Below are 20,493 nucleotides of genomic sequence, written 5' to 3'. Positions count from 1 at the left end.
ATTGAATTAGAAAACTTAGTGTAGTATATTAAACTGTAACATTGCGGGAGGAAGAATGAGAGAGTTTAGTAATAGATTAAAAAAAATAGTAATAAAGATAGGATCTTCATCGATTACACATGAAAATGGAGCAGTTAATATAGAGAGAATAGAAGAGCTGGCAAAGGAAATTTCCAATATACAAGACAAGGGGATAAGTGTCGTGCTAGTTTCTTCTGGAGCTATAGCTTGTGGGGCGAAACAACTTGGCATGGAAAAGAGACCAAGAGATACAATAGGCAAGCAAGCAACTTCTGCAGTAGGTCAAGTAGCATTGATGAATACATACAACAGAGCATTTGGAGAATACGGATATAGAGTTGGACAAGTGCTACTTACAAAGATGATTGAAACTGATGAGCAAATGAGTGGAAATGCTAGAAACACATTTGACCAGTTGATGAAGATGGAAGTTGTGCCGATTGTAAATGAAAATGACACCATTTCTACATTTGAAATTATGTTTGGAGATAATGATACATTGTCTGCTGTTGTGGCAAGGCTTATAGATGCGGATTTATTGATACTTTTGTCAGACATCGACGGATTGTATACAGATGACCCAAATAAGAATCCAGATGCAGAACTCATAAGAGAAGTGAATATAATAGATGATAAATTAATTTCAATGGCAAAGGGTTCGGACTCAAGTGTTGGGACCGGTGGCATGGCAACCAAGATAAAAGCTTGCACTATGTGTATGGAAAAGGGAATAGACGTAGTAATATCAAATTCTGATGATTTGAAAAATATTAGAAGAATAGTTAAGGGAGAAGAAGTTGGGACAATCTTTAAGGGATGATTTATTAGAAATAGCAAATAAAACTAAGAGAGCGAGTAGAGAGTTAAGACGTCTATCAACTCTTGATAAGAATAGAGTTTTAAAGTCAATTAAAGATAGTTTGCAAAACAGCTCAGAAGAAATACTAAAGGCCAATGAAGTGGATATAGAAAATGGCATAGCTGATGGAATGAGTGATGGATTGTTAGATAGATTGCTTTTGACAAGAGACAGAATAAATTCTATGGCAAACTCAGTTGATATAATAATAAATTTAGAAGATCCGGTTGGGAACATGGACGAAGTAAATAAATTGCCAAATGGAATTCAAATAGGTAAAAAAAGAGTTCCTATAGGAGTGTTGGCGGTTATCTATGAAGCAAGACCAAATGTAACATTGGATGCGGCAATACTTGCGATTAAATCTTCAAATGCAATTATTTTAAGAGGCGGCAAAGAGGCAATAAACTCAAATAAGGCAATAGCAAATTCTATAAGATATGGAATAGAAAAAGCCGGATTTGATAGAAATATGGTAACATTAATAGAAGATACTAGCAGAGAGTCAGCAGTTGAACTTATGAAGCTAAGAGGTTATATAGATCTTTTAATACCAAGGGGAAGCCAACGATTGATAAATTCTGTAGTAGAAAATTCAAATGTTCCAACTTTAGAAACTGGAGTTGGAAATTGTCACCTATATATAGATGATTCAGCAGATATTGAGAAAGCTCTTAAAATTTTTGAAAATGCTAAGACACAGAGAATAGGAGTGTGTAATGCACTTGAATCATTGTTGGTGAGCGAAAAGGTATCTGATGAATTTTACACTGGGTTGCAGAATATAATAGATAAATATAATATAGTGGTTCATGGTTGTGAAAAGAGTTCTAAAAAATTAAATGAAGTTATCTTGGCAACTGATGAAGATTATAGAACGGAATATTTAGATTATGAATTCTCTATGAAGATAGTGAGCGGAGTAGACGAGGCTATAGAGCACATATACGAGTATTCAACAAACCATTCAGAAGCTATAGTAACGGAGAACTTAGTAAATGCTATGAAGTTTACAGATGAAGTGGACTCGGCTTGTGTGTATGTAAATGCTAGCACGAGATTTACCGACGGAGCGGAATTTGGCTTTGGAGCTGAAATAGGAATATCAACTCAAAAACTACATGCACGTGGACCTGTAGGTCTAAAGGAACTCACAACATATAAGTATGTTTTACTTGGAGAAGGTCAGACAAGGAGTTAGAAATGAAATATTATAGTACAAGAGGAAAAAGCTTTGTGAATTCAACAGCAGAAGCACTTTTAAAAGGCTTAGCTGATGATGGTGGACTTTTTATACCGGAAAAAATTGAAAAAATAAATTTTAATGAAGAAGAAATAGAGAGATTAGACTACACTGAGTTTGCATATAAAGTAATCTCAACAATATTTGATGATTTAGACAAAGAAAAATTAAAAACAGAGATAGAGGCAGCTTATGATACATTCCCTAAGGATTTACTACCAATAAAGAATGTAGATAATCTATATTTTATGGAATTATTCCATGGAAAAACAAGAGCGTTTAAGGATTTTGCTCTTTCATTACTTCCAAGACTAATTAAAATAGCAAAAGAAGAAAATAAAGTTGATGATAAGACTTTAATATTAACTGCCACATCTGGAGATACTGGCTCTGCTGCAATAAGTGGATTTGCTGGAGTGAAAGATAGCGAGATAATAGTATTCTATCCAACAGATGGTATAAGTTTAATTCAAAGAGCTCAAATGGTAAATTCCGGAGCTGAAAATGCAACTGCAGTTGCAATAGAAGGGAATTTTGACGATGCTCAATCAGCGTTAAAAAAGATATTTAACGATTCAGATTTCAAAGAGAAGCTTAAAAGTGCAAAATATATGCTAACTTCTGCGAACTCAATTAATGTTGGGAGATTAGTTCCGCAAATAGCTTATTATTTTTATTCATATTACAAATTGGTAAAGAATAAAGAAATTGAAAATGGAGATAGTGTAGCGGTAACTGTTCCAACAGGAAATTTTGGGAATATATTGGCTGCATATTTTGCAAAAGAAATGGGACTTCCAATAGAAGATTTTATATGTGCATCAAATAAAAATAATATACTTGAAGATTTTATAAATACAAATATATACGATACACACAGAGAATTCTATAAGACAAATTCTCCATCAATGGACATATTGGTATCAAGTAACTTAGAAAGATATTTATCACTAAAGTCAAATAATGCTAGTGAAATTGAAAGTATTATGAATGATTTAAAAGATACAGGTAAATTTGAGTATAAACACGATCTAAATATGCATGGATATTCATGCGGTGAAGAAGAAACTTTAGAAATAATAGATAAAATTTATAAGAAGTCAGGATATGTTATAGATACTCACACAGCAGTAGCTGTAAAGGCAGCCGAAGAGTATTTAAAAGAAAATAATAAAAAAGTTTTAATAGCAGCTACAGCATCTCCAATAAAATTTGCTATGGAGATTTCTAAAGCAATAGGTCTTGATCTTAAAGATGAAAAGGATGCAATAGAAAAAGTTGCAAAACTTTCAAATGATATTGAATTCTTAAAACAAGTTGATATTAAAGATGGAGACGAAATAGTTATAGAAAAAGAAAATATCAAAAAATTTATAGAGGAGAGAATACTATGTTAGTAAGAGTACCGGCAACTTCAGCAAACATAGGTCCTGGATATGACAGCTTTGGTATGGCATTTAATATATACAATGAATTTGAATTCAAATTAGGCAAGTTAAAAGAAAGTAGCTTGATTTCAAAATCATTTAAATTTTATTTCAAAAAATTGGGGTTGGATTGTCCTGAAGTTGATATAAGTGGAGTGTCAGAAGTGCCTAGAAGTAGAGGGCTTGGATCATCAGCAACATGTATAGTAGCGGGGCTTATGGCTGCCAATGAATACAATGGTTCAAAATTGGATAAGTACGAGCTTTTAAAACTGGCTACTGAACTAGAGGGACATCCTGATAATGTTGCAGCAGCTATCTTCGGAGGGCACACTATAGCTTTTGGAGATACTGTTGTTAAAGTAGAAGTGTCTGAAAAATTAAAATTTTATGCTTTAGTGCCAAATTTTGAGATGTCTACAGAAGTTTCAAGAACTTTGGTTGCTAAAACACTTTCGACAAGCGAGGCAGTACAAAATATAGCTGGGGCAGCTATGATTACAAATGCACTAAGACTTGGAGACTTTGAGTTATTAAAATCTGCTCCTGAAGACACAATTCATCAACAAAAAAGATTTGAAAATATAGATGAATATGAATCTGTAAAAGAAATTTTTAATGGAGAAAATTCAAAACTATTTTTAAGTGGCTCTGGTTCAACAATATTGCTAGTTGGAAAAGCAGAAACAGATTTTTCAAAAGAATTTAAAAAGCTAAGCAAATTGAAAAACAATTGGAAGGTTTTTGATTGTGAAGTAGACAATGAGGGAGCTAAGGTATATGGAACTTTTTAAAGAGATAATTTATCATAACAAGTGCAACATAAATAAACTCATAGCTAATCAGCTGTGTTAATATGTAAGTGACCAAACAAAACATATTAAAAGGAGTGATTAACTATGAGCTATAACCATCTTACCATAGAAGAAAGATCTTGTATTTACCAATTTTTAAATTTAGGAATGAGTATAAGGAAAATTGCACAAGCACTTAAAAGGTCACCTAGTACAATATCTAGAGAAATTAAAAGAAATTCATCTAAGATAAAAGTTAGTAGGGGAAGTTACACTAAGTACTTTCCGATAAAGGCAAATGATAAATATATTGATAGAAGAAAAGACTGCCATAGAAAAAGTAAATTTTCTAAAGATGTTATTGATTATTTAACTGTAAAGATTAACGAACATTGGTCCCCTGAACAAATATCAAATAGAAACACAAATGAGATTCATGAATTACCATCTACATCAACGATATATAGAATGATACACGCCAAAAAGCTGCCAAAAACTAGTATGAAAAATTTGAGAAGAAAAGCTAAATTTAAAAGGCCAGCAGAAAAAAGAGGAAAATTCAATGATAAAGGTAGAACAATTAAGAAAAGACCTAAAGAGATATACAGAAGGCAAGAATTAGGCCACTGGGAAGCAGATACAGTGGAATCAGGCAGATTAGATCATAAAAGGAAAGTAGATGTTGTTTCGTAACTTTAGCAGAAAGAAAATCTAGATATTATATAGCAATCCTAGTTGAAAATAGAAAGTCGGAAAGCGTAACACCAGCAATAATAAATGCATTAAAAGATTATCCAAAAGAATTAGTAAAACAATAACCTTTGATAGAGGTAAAGAATTTTCAGAATTTGAGAAAATAGAAAAAGAATTAGGATGCAAAACTTATTTTTGTGATCCCTATTGTGCATGGCAAAAAGGTACAAATGAAAATAGTAACGGACTTTTGAGGGAGTTTTATCCTAAGGGTATGGATTTATCAGAAGTGAATATTGATGAATTAAATTATAACTTAAGTTTAATGAATAATAGACCTAGAAAATGTATAAAATATAAAACACCTAAAGAAGAACTTTTTGGTCTCTTACCATAGGTGTTGCATTTGATTTGACAATTCGTCTAGAAAAAATAATAGCTTTAATAATTGCAACTCTAACAATTAATCAATTAGGTCTGCAAAACAAAAAGACTAAATTAGAGATACAAGAATTAAAGCTAAAAATTAAAAAACTTAGGCAGAGGGAATAACCCTCTCCTAAGTGGATTCTACCAAAAACATTATGTTAAATCAAGCTTTGAACATTTTAATCGGGATATCTATTATAATCATTCTCTTGCTTTTAATAATATTAGCAATTAAGAAAAATAAAAAGCAAAAATTAGAAAAGGAATTAGACAATGAACGAAGAAAAAACAAGTGAAGCCCAAAGAAAAGCTTCTAGAAAATGGGAACAAAACAATAAGGAAAGAAATTACTATCTAACTTTGAGAAGGTCTGCAAGAAATTTCATAAGAAATCATGCCACAGAAGAAGATTTAGAAGAACTAAAAACACTAATTGAAGAAAGATATAAAGATTAATGTTTTACAATAGATAATTTATCATAACAAGTGCAACATAAATAAACTCATAGCTAATCAGCTGTGTTAATATGTAAGTGACCAAACAAAACATATTAAAAGGAGTGATTAACTATGAGCTATAACCATCTTACCATAGAAGAAAGATCTTGTATTTACCAATTTTTAAATTTAGGAATGAGTATAAGGAAAATTGCACAAGCACTTAAAAGGTCACCTAGTACAATATCTAGAGAAATTAAAAGAAATTCATCTAAGATAAAAGTTAGTAGGGGAAGTTACACTAAGTACTTTCCGATAAAGGCAAATGATAAATATATTGATAGAAGAAAAGACTGCCATAGAAAAAGTAAATTTTCTAAAGATGTTATTGATTATTTAACTGTAAAGATTAACGAACATTGGTCCCCTGAACAAATATCAAATAGAAACACAAATGAGATTCATGAATTACCATCTACATCAACGATATATAGAATGATACACGCCAAAAAGCTGACAAAAACTAGTATGAAAAATTTGAGAAGAAAAGCTAAATTTAAAAGGCCAGCAGAAAAAAGAGGAAAATTCAATGATAAAGGTAGAACAATTAAGAAAAGACCTAAAGAGATATACAGAAGGCAAGAATTAGGCCACTGGGAAGCAGATACAGTGGAATCAGGCAGATTAGATCATAAAAGGAAAAGTAGATGTTGTTTCGTAACTTTAGCAGAAAGAAAATCTAGATATTATATAGCAATCCTAGTTGAAAATAGAAAGTCGGAAAGCGTAACACCAGCAATAATAAATGCATTAAAAGATTATCCAAAAGAATTAGTAAAAACAATAACCTTTGATAGAGGTAAAGAATTTTCAGAATTTGAGAAAATAGAAAAAGAATTAGGATGCAAAACTTATTTTTGTGATCCCTATTGTGCATGGCAAAAAGGTACAAATGAAAATAGTAACGGACTTTTGAGGGAGTTTTATCCTAAGGGTATGGATTTATCAGAAGTGAATATTGATGAATTAAATTATAACTTAAGTTTAATGAATAATAGACCTAGAAAATGTATAAAATATAAAACACCTAAAGAAGAACTTTTTGGTCTCTTACCATAGGTGTTGCATTTGATTTGACAATTCGTCAAGACAAAAGGAAGGCAATATTTATATCACTTTTCTGTATGTTTTTATGGGGTTCGGCAATTCCCATGATAAAAATGCAATATGAGTTTTTATCAATTGTAAAGGGAGATATTGGCTCAAGATTATTAGTAGCTGGGATTAGATTTTTTATTGCGGGACTTATAACTATATTTTATTTTAAAATATTTAATCGAGAAGAAAAAGTTGATTTTAAAAATTTAAACTATAGGTTCTTAATTAAAATAGCATTGTTGCAAATTACTCTGCACTATATCTTTTACTACACAGGTCTATTCTATACAAAAGGGGTTAAAGCATCTGTAATACAATCTTTTAATGCATTTATTATTGTAATCTTTTCAGCTCTTTTGATAAAAGGGGATGGGCTAAATAAGCGTAAATTATTGGCTCTTTGCATAGGGACAATTGGGATAATATATGTAAACTCTGGTGGTGATTTGAGTACTTCATTTTCACTTTTAGGTGAGGGAGCAATAATTATGGCAATTACCTTAAATGGACTGGCTACTGTGCTTGTGAAAAAAGAAGGTGCGGGAATAAACTCATTTGTAATATCAACCTTCCAATTTTGTGTGGGATGCATTCCGCTTATAGTGATTGGTTTAATGTTAAAACAGACAGTATGGACAATTAATATTAAAGGAATTCTTTTAATAATATACGGTGGATTTGTATCATCTACTGCATTTACTCTATGGTACATGGTTTTAAAAAATCAATCTGCTGGAGAGTTTGGAATATATAAATTGTTCGTGCCGATTTTTGGTTCAATACTTTCAGTGATAATATTGGGAGAAGATTTTAACATAAGACTTTTAATAGGTTTTATCATGGTTATAATAGGTGTATTAGTTTTAAATAAGAAATTATAATTTTATATAGTGGCATAAAAATAACCCCATTTATATGGGGTTAAAATTTATTTTTAGTTTTTAATATTTAGTAAGAAAGATTCCATAACAGTTGCCAAGTTTTGAGTGTGTACAGAACCTTCAACTTCATACATGTTGCCAGAGCTCTTTAAGAATAATTTCGGATTTATTTTTTCCAAGATATTTTTTAAATCTACATTCAAATTTTTAGAACGCACCACATAGAAATTAGAAATATCACCTATAGGGAATCCTAAAATTGAAATATAGTCTGGTAAATTAGAAATTTCTTTTGCATGTTTAATAACTTCAGGAACACTTTTATTTCTAAAAACTTTATAAATAAAATGTATTCCATCTACATCTGTGGCGAATTTAGTTATTTTAAGTGCTTCTTCTGATAACTTATCCAAAGGATTTGTAGCTTTAGATTTATTAGCTTGTTCAACTAAGTTTATTACTTGGGCAGTATGTTCTACAATTTTTTCTTCTTGTTTTTCTGAAACGACATCTTCTTCGTTTACAATTTCTTTATTTTCTATATTAGAATTTTCTTCAGTAACTATTTTTTCAGCACTAGGTGTAGTTTCTACTTCAGGATTATTTTTAGTAGCTATTTCTTTGGCTACAGAAGGTTTAGAAGATTCTTCTTCTGAATTTTTAGTATTTATTTCTTCATCGATTTCGGTTTCAACAGGTTCATTTTTAGAAATTAAAGGCTCAACAACGATGTTATGAGATTCATTAGCTTCCTCAGTATTTTTCGTGTTGTTTTCAGATAGAGGATTTAGTTTATTTGAATCACTATAAATCATTTCAGAAGGTCTACTTTCCCTTGAAACTTTACCAAGTTTAATTTCTTTAACCTTTTTTAATATCTCGGATTGATTTACATTTAAGATACTTTGAAGATTTTCTACAATTTTAGATTTTTCAAAGTAGTCGTCAATAGCTCTCTTACCACTCACTATGTGAATAGATATTTTTCCATTTTTTCTAGATGCAGATTTGATCTTTAGAAGTCCAAGTTCTCCAATTCTTTCACAAACTGGGCCAACTGACTCAACACTACCATATCCTCGAACCATCAAAATACTTCCTGTATTGTTAGTTGATAGATTACTTAAAATAAGGTGATTTGCAGTAGACTCTATTTGTTCTATTTGCATAAAGCTAATGTCGTTAGAATCAATTATGATTTGATTGTCGACAGGACTTATGTAGTAGTCGTCAATTTTTAAATTTGTAGCCTTGTTAATTATAATTCTAACTATTGCATTTGCAGTGATTTGTTGGATCAGATCAAGTCTTTGGGTGTAGTCAATTTCAAATTTTAAATTGTTTGAGTTAGTTTTAAAATATATTTGATTTGAAATTTCTTTGGCTTCGGGTTTTTCATCGTTGACTTTAAATTTATCTCCAACTATATTATCTGTGCCAAAAAATACATTTGTACTCTTTGGTAGGGCATATTTAATACCATCAATTTCTCTTATACTTTCAATATCTGAAGTATGTATTTTTTCATAAGCTAATTTAATATATCTTTCTTCCATAATTACCTCTTTCAATACTATTTTATCATAGATTATTGTAAAATATAATTAGGATTTAAAAGAGGTGTAGTATGGAAATTGGATTCTTAGGCATTTTATTTGGATATCTTATTCCAATGTCGAAGTATGTAATAGGTGTTTCAATTTTGATATTATTCTTTGGAATTTTAAAATACTCAAATTTGAATAAGTTAAATAAATATTTGATATTATTTATATCATTTTATCTAATAACCAGTTTTAATGTTATAGAGAGAGAAATGATACCTAAAGATATTTCAACAACTGGAATAGTAGTGGATGACTATGTAAAGAATGAAAATAAATACGTAGTCAAAATAGCTAATAGAAAAAATGTATTGTTATATTCTAAAAATAATTTGGCAATAGGAGATGTAGTTGAGTTTTCTGGAAAAGTTTCTAATCCTATTGGAAAGATGAACTCCACAGATTTTGATTACAAGACATATTTACTGAGCAAGAATATAAAATTCATTGTTTTTTCAAAAAATGAAGAGATAGTTGGAAAGAATAAACTATTTGGATTAAGAGAAGAGTTTAAAAACCATGTGAAAAATAGTTTTACCAATTTGTCTAAAGAGCATGGAGAGTTTTTAACATCTGTTATCTTATCAGACTCTGACTACATAGATGAGCAGGAATTAACTACTTATAGAAATCTTGGAATAATACATTTAATTGCAATGTCAGGTTTTCATATAGGGATAGTGTTAGCTTGTTTAGAAAATATATTTAAAATTTTAAAAATACCTAAACTCATTAGAAGATTTCTAGCTATAGGGTTAACTTATACATATATATGGCTGGTGGGAGCTCCAGTAGCTGCTGTAAGAGCTTTTATAATGGCAAGCTGTCAGTTGGTTGCATTCGTGTTATATAAAAAATATAGCCCGCTTAAGAGCTTGGAAATGAGCGGCTTGTTGATACTCTTATTAAACCCTTACAATATTTTTTCGATTTCATTTTGGATGAGTTATACGGCTGTATTGGGCATTTTGATTTCATATAAGAGGTATAGCTATCTATATAAGAAAAACTTTTTTACAAGGGCATTTGGAGTTTCTATGAGTGTTTTTATTGCCATATCTCCAGTTATGGCATATTTTTTCTACGAAATAAATCCTATTTCCATAGTATCAAATGTAATATTGGTTCCAATTTATTCAATTGCTATTATTTTAGGTTTTATAGCAACTTTTACACCTTTTGGATTTATAGTTAAGCCATCTATAGAAGTTTTACTCAGGATTACAGATTTTATACCCAAAGTGTTAAATGTAAATTGTAAAATAAACATCCCTAAACCAAGTTTGGTTTACATATTAATTTTATACTTGGCAATATTTTTTATAGTAAGGGACATAAAATTTAAGGAATATAGATTTAATAAATTTGTATTTGTAACTATTGTATGTTGTACAAGTTTATTGGCGGTAAATAGCATAATAGATAATTCTAAGCTACAGATAAATGCAATATATGTGGGTCAAGGAGATTCAACTCACATAAGTTATAGAGGTGAAAATTATTTAGTAGACACTGGCGGAGGAGTTTCAAATTTTAGACCGGGCAAGGTATATCTATTAAACTATTTAAAAGCTAAGGGAATAAGAAAAATTGACAAGCTATTTATATCTCATTTTGATGAAGACCATGTGGATGGAGTATATGATTTAATAGGCAATATAGAAATAAAAGAAGCTTATGTACCTTATATTGCTGATAATGATTATGTAAGGACTTTAAATACACACAGTAATCTAAGACAATTTACTAAGGGAAATAAGTTGAGTGAGAATGGAATAAATTTTTATAGTTTAAATAACTATTTGGAACATAGAGAAGAAAATGACAACTCTATGATAATGTTAGTTCAGCTTGAATGGTTTAGAGCACTTTTCACTGGAGATGCCAGCATGATAGATGGCATAGGAAACGAGATAGATTTTTTGAAGGTAGCACACCACGGCTCCAGGAATTCAACTTCAGCTAAATTTTTAAAGAGTTGCAATCCAAAGTTTGCAACAATTTCTGCGGGGATAGATAATTCTTATGGACATCCGCATGAAGAAGTGACTTCAATGCTTAAATTGTTGGAGACTAATTACAAGGTTACATCACAAGTTGGAGAAATAAATTTCAAATTGGGAAATAAGATTAAATTTAGTGGTTATCTTGAAAAAAGAGATTATAGAGTTAATATTATAGCTCTTTTTATGGATTTGATTGTGTTAATATTGTTGGTGAAGATTAATGAGAGAGAATTAAAGGAGAATTATGGTTTATCAAGAACTTTATAATACAGATATAAGTGGGGCATACTTATTTTATGGAAGTGAGCAGCTAATGATGGATAGGGTGCTCAAAGATATAATTGAAAGTCAAACTTCTGAAAATTTTAGAAACTTTAATTTACAGTATATAGATGGGAAAAATTTAGAAATAGGAACTTTGATTTCAGCTGTAGAGACATTGCCGGTATTTGATTTAAAAAAAATAGTCATTGTTAAAAATTTTGTTGATTCTATAAAGAATGTACAAGATGAAATAATAGAAATGATGCAAGATATGAGTGAAACTTCTATTTTAATATTTTTAGACTATGAAAATGAAGTGTTAAAGACAACTAAGTTCTACAAATATTTTTCAAAGACAAAGAAGAATGTAGAGTTTCCAAAATTAAAAGAAAATGAGTTCAGAAAATTTTTGGGTGATTATATTTCAGAAAGAGGATTTAAAATATCTCCATCAGATATAAGTTACTTAGCTCAAAAGTCTAGTTATAACTCTAGAAATTTAAGTATTGTATTGTATGATGTGAAAAATGAAGTAGACAAGATTTTAGCCATAGCGAAAGATGTTGTTTCAAGAGATATGATAGATGAAGTTTATATTTCAAATATAGACACAAATATTTTTAATTTTTTAGAGGCTTTGACTAACAAAAATATTTCTACAGCTCTTTTAGAATTAAACAATCTATACCAAGTTGGAGAGCCTATACAAAAGATTTTTTATATGGTATCAAGGCAGTTTAGATTGTTGTTGTCATATAAAAATTTAAAAGAACAGGGTTATCCGGATAATAAAATAATGGAACAACTTGGGATAAAGCAATATGAATTTTCTAAATTGAGAGTATCTGCGACTAGATATGAAAAAGAAAAGTTAAAAGAGATATATGGACTTTTATTAGAATATGATCACACTATAAAGACCAGAACAGTAGACGAGAGAGCAATGTTTGAAAGTCTATTGGTAAAGATGGTTATATAACAAAAAACCCGGGATTTCCCGGGTTAATCTATCTGATGTAATCAATTATTTTGCAGAGTTTAATTTTTTAGCAAGTTTAGATATTTTTCTTGATGCATTATTTTTATGAAAAACATTCTTAGTAACAGCTCTTTTAAGCTTCTTGTCAGTAAGTTTTAAAAGCTCTCTTGCTTCTTCAACTTTTCCACTATCAATAGCTGATTCAAACTTTTTAATATAATTTTTAATTTCAGTTTTAACAGACTTATTACGTGCTGCATTTCTTTTTGCAACGTCTATTCTTTTGATTGCTGATTTTATATTTGCCATGAAATTCACCTCCACACTCAATTTGCGCTCTTGTTATTTTAGCATTATTATCTCGTAATTGCAAGATTTAATTACAAGGTATTCTTGTAAAGTCTAATTCTACCGCATTTGATAAATCTTTTCCATGATTTGTCAGCTTTATTATACCATTATTTAACGTTATAAGTTTATTTTCTATATTTTTTATAATAACATCATGGTATTCTTTTTCAAAGTCAATATTGAATTTGAAATTTACATCTTCTATCTCAATCCCTGAATTCAACCTGAGTCCAAGCATATTATACTCATTCAAACGTTCGATTTTATTTAATTTTTCAAAGACATAATCATTTTTATTTTTTAAATAATTTTTTAGTGAAGTTACATTCGAGTATCTAATATTTCCTATGTTTGATTGTGCAGAACATCCTATGCCAATGTAGTCTTTAAGTTTCCAATATCTCAAATTGTGTTTGCATTCAAAATTATTTTTAGAAAAATTAGATATTTCATATTGCTTTAAACCAAGTTTTTCAAGTTCATTCACTACAAATCTATACATTTTCCTATCTGAAATTTCATCTGGGAAATTATAGAGATGCATATTTTTGTATAGGGGAGTGCCTTCTTCAAGAATTAAAGAGTAATACGATATATGTGGGACATCATATTTTTTAATTATTTCAATAGATTTTTCTATATCTGAAATAGTTTGACCTGGCAAAGCTAACATCAAATCTAAATTAAAATTCTTAAAGTCATTAGCTTGTAGTAAGTCGATTGCCTTGTATATTTGATCAGCAGTGTGAATTCTACCGATGGTTTTTAAAATTTTGTCATTAAAACTTTGAGCACCCATAGAAATTCTATTTATTCCACTTTCGATATAAGTCTTAATTGAATTATCTGAAAGAGAATTTGGATTGCTCTCAGTAGTTATTTCACAATCTTCTGAAAGGAAAGCAATTGATTTGAGGTAGTTCATGAATTTTCTTATAAGAGTAGGAGAGATAGCGCTGGGCGTTCCTCCGCCTATAAATATAGAGACAATTTTTTTGTTAGATAGATAATCTTTGTACTCACTTAGTTCATTGATAAGCGAATCTACATACATTGAGTGAGTGTCTGATTTTGAAACTTCTGAATAGAAGTCACAATAGAGACATTTTTGTTCGCAGAATGGAATATGAATATAGAGGGAAAGTTCTTCTGCCCCTTGGGTGTTTAAAAAGTCCCAAAATTCTTGGGACTTGAAATTTAAAGTATTCATTATTTTTCCTCGTCGTATTTGAGTACGGCTAAGAAGGCTTCTTGTGGAACTTCTACATCTCCAACCATTCTCATACGCTTCTTACCTTCTTTTTGCTTTTCAAGAAGTTTTCTCTTTCTTGAGATATCTCCACCATAGCACTTAGAAAGCACGTCTTTACGAAGAGCTCTTATAGTTTCACGAGCAATTACCTTATTTCCAATTGCTGCTTGTATAGGAACGGCAAATTGATGTCTTGGTATTACATCAGTAAGTTTTTCGCATATTCTTCTTCCTTTGTTGTAAGCAGTGGACTCATGAACTATTATTGAGAAAGCATCTACAAGATTACCATTGATAAGTATATCGAGTTTAACCAAATCACTTTCTTGATAGCCAGTAAGTTCATAGTCATAGGAAGCATATCCTCTTGTTTTTGATTTAAGAGCATCAAAGAAATCATATATTACTTCGTTTAAAGGAAGGTCATATTTTATAAGAGCACGAGTTTCTTCAAGATATGTCATATCTATAAATGTACCACGTCTGTTTTGACACAAATCCATAACTGCTCCAACGTAGTCAGTAGGAGTCATAATTTCAGCTCGTACAATAGGTTCTTTTATAGATGCTATTTCAGTTACAGGAGGAAGATTTGTTGGGTTTTGAATATCCAAATGCTCACCGCTAGTAGTAGTTACTTTGTAGATAACAGATGGTGAAGTTGTTACGATATTCAAGTCAAATTCTCTCTCAAGTCTTTCTTGAATGATTTCCATGTGTAGTAATCCTAAGAAACCACATCTAAAACCAAAGCCCAGTGCAACTGAAGTTTCTGCTTCAAAATCAAGAGCAGCATCATTTACTTGAAGCTTTTCAAGTGCATCTCTTACTTCTGTATATTCTTCTCCTTCACCAGGGTAGATACCACAGTACACCATAGGTACAACTTTTTTGTATCCAGGGAAAGGACTGTCAGTAGGATTGTTTTTATGAGTGATAGTATCTCCGACTGTAGCTTCTTTAACATTTTTAATACTTGCGGTGATGTAGCCAACATCCCCGGCTTGTAGCGAGTTAAGAGCTATGTGAGAAGAAGTTACTACACCAACCTCAACAACTTCAAAAGTTTTTCCTGTTGCCATCATACGAATTTCATCGCCAGGTTTTATAGAACCGTCATGAACTCTTATATAACAAACAACACCTTTGTATGAGTCGTAATAAGAATCGAAAATCAAAGCCTTTAAAGGTTTGTCTTCTGAACCGTGAGGAGCAGGGACATCTTCAATAATCTTTTTAAATACATCTTCAATGCCTATACCTTTTTTTGCAGATACAAGTGGTGCACCTTCAGTGTCTATTCCAATTATATCTTCTATTTCTTTTTTTACTTCGTCTATTCTTGCACTAGGTAAGTCTATTTTATTTATAACAGGAACTAATTCTAAGTTTTGGTCTAAAGCAAGATATACATTCGCCAAAGTTTGAGCCTCAACTCCTTGACTTGCATCAACTACAACTATAGCTCCTTCGCAAGCTGCTAAAGATCTAGATACTTCATAGTTAAAATCGACGTGTCCGGGAGTGTCTATTAAGTTGAAAATATATTCTTCGTTATTTTCATCTTTATAGATTAATCTTACGGCCTTTAATTTTATTGTTATACCTCTTTCACGTTCCAAGTCCATAGAGTCTAAAACTTGTGACTCCATTTCTCTTGAAGTGAGCATTCCCGTCATTTCTATAAGTCTATCTGCCAGCGTAGATTTTCCATGGTCAATATGTGCGATTATAGAAAAATTTCTAATATTTTTTTGTCTAGACAAATTTAACCTCCAATTATGCCAAAATCACTAAATGGCCAAAATCTAAATTTAACGACACCTTTAATGGCATCTTTTTTTACAGGTCCAAAGTATCTTGAATCCAAACTCTTGCCAGGATTTCTGTTATCACCCATTACGAAAAATTCATTTTCTCCTAAAGTCCATGAAGATTGATCGTATATTTCAGTGTAAACACCTGAATCAATATAGGATTCTTGAAGTTTAGAATCATTTAAGTAAACCTCACCGCCTTTTATTTCAACAGTATCTCCAGGTTTACCAATAAGTCTTTTAATATATTCTTTTCCTTTTTCATCCGGAGCATCTATAATCACAATATCTGATCTTTCAGGATCTTTAAAACGTAAGGGAAGTATCATAGCAATCAGCCTATCATTTTGATGAAGAGTGGGCTGCATAGACTCTCCCATGACCATATTAGAACTAAATATAAAAGTTTTAATAAGTAGAGCAAGTATTATTGCAAAAGCAAAAGTACTTATGTAACTGAGAACTACATTTTCTTTTTTTTCATTTTTCATTTTCATAACTCCTTTAATTGCTATTTAAAGCTTATAGCATTAAAATATTTTACCATATATTCACTAATTTTAAAATTATAACTACTTTTACAAATGTTTGAAGAATGTTAAGAAAAGTAAATTTAAAGTGATTTAAGTTTTGAATTTAAGTATAAATTGAGGGGGGATAGAATTTTACTAACTAATAGTAATATTTGGTTGATATAGGAAATATAGTTTTATTTTAACTTAATAAGTTAATAAAAATAATGGTCAAAAAAATTTTATAAAAAGTATTGACATTCTTTGACTAAACGTATAATATTTAATCATAAGCTTTAGCACTCAAATAAAAAGAGTGCTAACAAAAGGGTGGTAACATGGATTCGAGAAAGGTAGAAATTTTAAACGCAATTATAAATTCCTATATAAGTTCTCCAAGTCCAGTTGGTTCGAGGACAATCTCCAAGGACTTTAATCTGGGAGTTAGTTCTACGACCATTCGTAATGAAATGGCGGATTTAGAGGATTTAGGCTATTTAAATAAACCGCACACCTCAGCTGGAAGAATTCCATCTGCTAAAGCTTATAGATTTTTTGTAGATGAACTTCAAAAACATTTTTTAAATGATGAAATTATAAGAGATAACTTAATGGAAATTATGTTAACTGGTGCAGATAGCATAAATGATGTATTTAGAAATGCTGCAAAAATTTTAGCAGAGAAGTCAAATTATATTTCTTATGTAATATCATTTAAAAAACCGGACGCTAGAATAAAACTTGTGCAATTAGTTTTGATAGATCCTTTAACAGTACTTCTTTTAGTAGTAGGCGATAAGGGAGTTGTTGAAAAACATTTTTTCAAATTAGATGTGCAGATAACTGAAGGCGAACTGGAAAATATAAATTCACTACTGAGTGATAATTTAGTTGGAATAAATCTTATGGAGTTAGATAGATTGGATATTTCCATATCAAGTTCTATGGCACAATGGGCCAATTTTATAACAGATGTAGTAAGAACCATATCTGATTTTAATAAGGAAGTTGAAAAAATAGATTTCTTTTATGATGGAATAAAGAATGTATTTAATTTCCAAGATGAAATAGATAAAAGTCAAGTAATAGACATAATGAACCTTATGGAGAGCAGTTATTTGGCAGATAAGCTAAACGAAGTAGATGAAGATCTAACTGTGATAATAGGAAATGAAAACGAGATAGATATAATAAAGGAAAATTCAATTATAGTATCTTCTTTTCATGATAAAAATAGAGAACTAATAGGTAAAGTTGGGATTTTAGGTCCTATCAGAATGGACTATAGAAGCCAAATTCAAAATGTGAAAATTATCAGAGATAATTTGAAATTAGCTATAGACAATATGTTGAGGTGAGATGGTGAACGAGAAAGACTTAGATGGCAAAGAAGAAAATTTAGAAACTGAAGAGGTAGTTATTGAAGACTCAGCAGAAGAAGTAATTGCAGAAGAAAATAAAGAAGAGCAAGAGTCTGAAAGAGAAAATCAATTAAAAGAACAATTGATAAGATTACAGGCAGATTTTACAAACTATAAAAGAAGATCTGAAAATGAAAAGAAAGATTACCTATCATTAGGTTCTCAAAAAGTTATTTTAGATTTGCTTGGAGTTGTTGATAATTTTGAAAGAGCTCTATTACAAGAGTCTGAAAAAGATGGATTTTTTGAAGGGGTTGAATTAATTTACAATCAATTAGTTGAGCTTATCAAAAAATATGAAGTAGAAGAAATAAATGAATTAAATGTAAAATTTGATCCTAATTTACACCACGGAGTACTTGTAGAGGAAAGAGAAGGTGTAGAAGAAGGCCTTGTAATAGAGGTTTTACAAAAAGGATATAAAATGAAAGAAAAAGTACTTAGACCGGCTATGGTTAAAGTTTCACAATAATAGGAGGAATTTAAAATGGGAAAAATTATCGGAATTGACTTAGGAACAACAAACTCAGCAGTTGCAGTTATGGAAGGTAGCGAATCAGTTATCATCCCTAACATCGAAGGAAATAGAACTACACCATCAGTTGTAGCATTCACAAAAGACGGAGAAAGACTTGTTGGAGAAACAGCAAAACGTCAAGCTATAACAAATCCAGAAAGAACAATTCAATCTATAAAAACTCACATGGGTACAGATTATAAAGTTTCTATAGATGGAAAAGATTATACACCTCAAGAAATTTCAGCTATGATTTTACAAAAATTAAAATCAGATGCAGAAAGCTATCTTGGAGAAAAAATTACTGAAGCAGTAATTACAGTACCAGCATACTTTACAGATGCTCAAAGACAAGCTACAAAAGATGCAGGAAAAATCGCAGGTCTTGAAGTTAAGAGAATTGTAAACGAACCTACTGCTGCAGCTTTAGCTTATGGCGAAGATAAGGATGAAGATTTACAAACAGTTATGGTATACGACCTTGGCGGTGGTACATTCGACGTATCTATCCTTGAACTTTCTGATGGGGTATTTGAAGTACACGCAACAAGAGGTAACAACAAACTTGGTGGAGATGACTTTGATAAGAAGATTATAGACTTTATAGCAGAATCATTCCAAAAAGAACACGGAGTAGATTTAAAAGCTGACAAGATGAGTCTTCAAAGATTAAAAGAAGCAGCTGAAAAAGCTAAAAAAGAACTTTCTTCAACTATGTCAACAAACATCAACTTACCATTTATTACAGCAACAGCTGAAGGTCCTCTTCACTTGAATATGGACTTAACAAGAGCTAGATTTGATGAACTTACAAAAGATTTAGTTAAAGCTACTGAACAACCAGTTTTAGATGCTATGAAAGATGCTGGAATGAGCCCATCAGACATAGATAAAATACTTTTAGTTGGTGGTTCTACAAGAATTCCAGCTGTTCAAAGCTTTATAAAATCTTTAGTTGGAAAAGACCCACAAAGAGATATCAATCCTGATGAATGTGTTGCACTAGGAGCAGCAATTCAAGGTGGGGTATTATCAGGAGACGTTAAAGATCTTCTATTATTGGACGTAACACCATTATCATTAGGTATTGAAACAATGGGTGGAGTTACAACAAGATTAATTGAAAGAAACACTACAATCCCAACAAAGAAGAGTCAAACTTTCACAACAGCTTCTGACAATCAAACATCAGTAGATATTCACGTACTTCAAGGTGAAAGACAAATGGCTGGAGACAATGTAACTCTTGGAAGATTCCAATTAGATGGAATTGCGCCAGCAAGACGTGGAATCCCTCAAATTGAAGTAACATTTGATATAGATGCAAACGGAATTGTAAATGTTTCTGCAAAAGATTTAGGAACTGGAAAAGAACAACACATTACAATAACATCATCTACAAACTTATCTGATGAAGAAATAGAAAAGAAAGTAAAAGAAGCAGAAATGTATGCTCAAGATGATGCTAAGAAGAAGGATTTAATTGAAGCTAGAAACACTGCTGACTCAATGATTTATCAATCTGAATCTACTTTAGAAGAAGTTAAAGACAAGATTAAACCAGAAGATAAAGAAAATATAGAAAAAGCTATTGAAGAATTAAAATCAGTTAAAGATTCTGAGAACTTAGATGAAATTAAAGCTAAGACAGAAGAACTTACAAAAGCTTTCTATGCAGTTTCTGAAGAAATTTATAAAAATGCAAATCCTGAAGCAGGACAATCTGATACACAAAAAGAAGATGTTGTAGATGCAGACTATGAAGTTGTGGATGAGGATGAAGAATAATTAATATTTTAAAGCTAAATCACACGATTTAGCTTTATT

Annotated in this window: 17 protein-coding genes and 1 pseudogene; 13 read left to right on the top strand and 5 right to left on the bottom strand. The window is 30.7% G+C overall.

Annotated features, from left to right (window positions below):
• Window positions 1-55: 55 nt before the first annotated feature.
• The 8 genes and pseudogenes from proB to B8869_RS03630 all read left to right on the top strand — a co-directional run bounded on the left by proB (window position 56) and on the right by B8869_RS03630 (window position 7,943).
• On the top strand, window positions 56-841 hold the full coding sequence (gene proB / locus B8869_RS03665; protein WP_084230369.1) for a glutamate 5-kinase: 786 nt from the start codon (window positions 56-58) through the stop codon (window positions 839-841).
• Window positions 819-2,081: a glutamate-5-semialdehyde dehydrogenase gene (locus tag B8869_RS03660; protein ID WP_084230368.1), complete on the top strand. Its 1,263-nt coding sequence runs from the start codon at window positions 819-821 to the stop codon at window positions 2,079-2,081. The genes proB and B8869_RS03660 overlap by 23 nt, the downstream gene beginning before the upstream one ends.
• A gap of 2 nt (window positions 2,082-2,083) precedes the next feature.
• Complete coding sequence (gene thrC, locus B8869_RS03655; protein WP_084230367.1) at window positions 2,084-3,520, top strand: threonine synthase; 1,437 nt, start codon at window positions 2,084-2,086, stop codon at window positions 3,518-3,520.
• Window positions 3,514-4,344 carry a homoserine kinase gene (locus tag B8869_RS03650; RefSeq protein ID WP_084230366.1) on the top strand — a complete coding sequence of 277 codons (831 nt, stop codon included), beginning with the start codon at window positions 3,514-3,516 and terminating at the stop codon, window positions 4,342-4,344. The genes thrC and B8869_RS03650 overlap by 7 nt, the downstream gene beginning before the upstream one ends.
• Window positions 4,345-4,449: 105 nt before the next feature.
• A pseudogene (locus B8869_RS12615) lies at window positions 4,450-5,434 on the top strand (IS30 family transposase).
• Window positions 5,435-5,739: 305 nt separating this feature from the next.
• Window positions 5,740-5,922: a hypothetical protein gene (locus B8869_RS03640; protein WP_084230365.1), complete on the top strand. Its 183-nt coding sequence runs from the start codon at window positions 5,740-5,742 to the stop codon at window positions 5,920-5,922.
• A 114-nt stretch (window positions 5,923-6,036) separates the two neighbouring features.
• A complete protein-coding gene (locus tag B8869_RS03635; protein ID WP_084230364.1) occupies window positions 6,037-7,023 on the top strand; it encodes an IS30 family transposase in 987 nt (328 codons plus the stop codon).
• A gap of 14 nt (window positions 7,024-7,037) precedes the next feature.
• Window positions 7,038-7,943 (top strand): DMT family transporter, encoded by a 906-nt coding sequence (locus B8869_RS03630; protein WP_084230363.1) that lies wholly within the window; start codon window positions 7,038-7,040, stop codon window positions 7,941-7,943.
• A gap of 53 nt (window positions 7,944-7,996) precedes the next feature.
• Here the strand turns inward: B8869_RS03630 and B8869_RS03625 are convergent, their stop codons facing one another.
• Window positions 7,997-9,499, bottom strand: coding sequence for a hypothetical protein (locus tag B8869_RS03625; protein ID WP_084230362.1), 1,503 nt, complete (start codon window positions 9,497-9,499; stop codon window positions 7,997-7,999).
• Window positions 9,500-9,570: 71 nt separating this feature from the next.
• Here B8869_RS03625 and B8869_RS03620 point away from each other — a divergent pair, with 71 nt between their 5' ends.
• On the top strand, window positions 9,571-11,820 hold the full coding sequence (locus B8869_RS03620; protein ID WP_084230361.1) for a DNA internalization-related competence protein ComEC/Rec2: 2,250 nt from the start codon (window positions 9,571-9,573) through the stop codon (window positions 11,818-11,820).
• The gene (holA, locus tag B8869_RS03615) at window positions 11,798-12,796 is read left to right on the top strand and encodes a DNA polymerase III subunit delta (RefSeq protein ID WP_084230360.1); all 999 of its coding nucleotides are present in this window, start codon (window positions 11,798-11,800) and stop codon (window positions 12,794-12,796) included. The genes B8869_RS03620 and holA overlap by 23 nt, the downstream gene beginning before the upstream one ends.
• A gap of 45 nt (window positions 12,797-12,841) precedes the next feature.
• Here the strand turns inward: holA and rpsT are convergent, their stop codons facing one another.
• The 4 genes from rpsT to lepB form a co-directional block, all read right to left on the bottom strand.
• Window positions 12,842-13,105: a 30S ribosomal protein S20 gene (gene rpsT / locus B8869_RS03610; protein WP_084230359.1), complete on the bottom strand. Its 264-nt coding sequence runs from the start codon at window positions 13,103-13,105 to the stop codon at window positions 12,842-12,844.
• Between the two features lie 67 nt (window positions 13,106-13,172).
• Window positions 13,173-14,357 (bottom strand): radical SAM family heme chaperone HemW, encoded by a 1,185-nt coding sequence (gene hemW / locus B8869_RS03605; RefSeq protein ID WP_084230358.1) that lies wholly within the window; start codon window positions 14,355-14,357, stop codon window positions 13,173-13,175.
• On the bottom strand, window positions 14,357-16,165 hold the full coding sequence (gene lepA / locus B8869_RS03600) for a translation elongation factor 4 (protein ID WP_084230357.1): 1,809 nt from the start codon (window positions 16,163-16,165) through the stop codon (window positions 14,357-14,359). The genes hemW and lepA overlap by 1 nt, the downstream gene beginning before the upstream one ends.
• A 2-nt stretch (window positions 16,166-16,167) precedes the next feature.
• Window positions 16,168-16,707, bottom strand: a complete 540-nt coding sequence (gene lepB / locus B8869_RS03595) for a signal peptidase I (RefSeq protein ID WP_084230356.1) — start codon at window positions 16,705-16,707, stop codon at window positions 16,168-16,170.
• A 359-nt stretch (window positions 16,708-17,066) separates the two neighbouring features.
• Here lepB and hrcA point away from each other — a divergent pair, with 359 nt between their 5' ends.
• The 3 genes from hrcA to dnaK are packed head-to-tail and all read left to right on the top strand — an operon-like array spanning window position 17,067 to window position 20,454.
• On the top strand, window positions 17,067-18,086 hold the full coding sequence (hrcA, locus tag B8869_RS03590; protein ID WP_084230355.1) for a heat-inducible transcriptional repressor HrcA: 1,020 nt from the start codon (window positions 17,067-17,069) through the stop codon (window positions 18,084-18,086).
• A gap of 1 nt (window position 18,087) precedes the next feature.
• Window positions 18,088-18,621 (top strand): nucleotide exchange factor GrpE, encoded by a 534-nt coding sequence (gene grpE / locus B8869_RS03585; protein ID WP_084230354.1) that lies wholly within the window; start codon window positions 18,088-18,090, stop codon window positions 18,619-18,621.
• 15 nt (window positions 18,622-18,636) lie between these two features.
• A complete protein-coding gene (gene dnaK / locus B8869_RS03580; protein ID WP_084230353.1) occupies window positions 18,637-20,454 on the top strand; it encodes a molecular chaperone DnaK in 1,818 nt (605 codons plus the stop codon).
• Window positions 20,455-20,493 lie beyond the last annotated feature (39 nt).

The sequence above is a fragment of the Peptoniphilus asaccharolyticus DSM 20463 genome, from assembly GCF_900176115.1.
GTDB lineage: Bacteria > Bacillota > Clostridia > Tissierellales > Peptoniphilaceae > Peptoniphilus > Peptoniphilus asaccharolyticus.
Note: the sequence above shows the minus strand (reverse complement) of the source record. Positions and strands in the feature narration are given on the sequence as shown.

Coding starts and splice junctions, on each gene's coding strand:
- thrC (WP_084230367.1), top strand. CDS start 2,084: ATGAAATATTATAGTACAAGAGGAAAAAGCTTTGTGAATTCAACAGCA.
- dnaK (WP_084230353.1), top strand. CDS start 18,637: ATGGGAAAAATTATCGGAATTGACTTAGGAACAACAAACTCAGCAGTT.
- hrcA (WP_084230355.1), top strand. CDS start 17,067: ATGGATTCGAGAAAGGTAGAAATTTTAAACGCAATTATAAATTCCTAT.
- grpE (WP_084230354.1), top strand. CDS start 18,088: ATGGTGAACGAGAAAGACTTAGATGGCAAAGAAGAAAATTTAGAAACT.
- rpsT (WP_084230359.1), bottom strand. CDS start 13,105: ATGGCAAATATAAAATCAGCAATCAAAAGAATAGACGTTGCAAAAAGA.
- B8869_RS03650 (WP_084230366.1), top strand. CDS start 3,514: ATGTTAGTAAGAGTACCGGCAACTTCAGCAAACATAGGTCCTGGATAT.
- holA (WP_084230360.1), top strand. CDS start 11,798: ATGGTTTATCAAGAACTTTATAATACAGATATAAGTGGGGCATACTTA.
- proB (WP_084230369.1), top strand. CDS start 56: ATGAGAGAGTTTAGTAATAGATTAAAAAAAATAGTAATAAAGATAGGA.
- lepB (WP_084230356.1), bottom strand. CDS start 16,707: ATGAAAAATGAAAAAAAAGAAAATGTAGTTCTCAGTTACATAAGTACT.
- B8869_RS03635 (WP_084230364.1), top strand. CDS start 6,037: ATGAGCTATAACCATCTTACCATAGAAGAAAGATCTTGTATTTACCAA.
- hemW (WP_084230358.1), bottom strand. CDS start 14,357: ATGAATACTTTAAATTTCAAGTCCCAAGAATTTTGGGACTTTTTAAAC.
- B8869_RS03620 (WP_084230361.1), top strand. CDS start 9,571: ATGGAAATTGGATTCTTAGGCATTTTATTTGGATATCTTATTCCAATG.
- B8869_RS03640 (WP_084230365.1), top strand. CDS start 5,740: ATGAACGAAGAAAAAACAAGTGAAGCCCAAAGAAAAGCTTCTAGAAAA.
- B8869_RS03625 (WP_084230362.1), bottom strand. CDS start 9,499: ATGGAAGAAAGATATATTAAATTAGCTTATGAAAAAATACATACTTCA.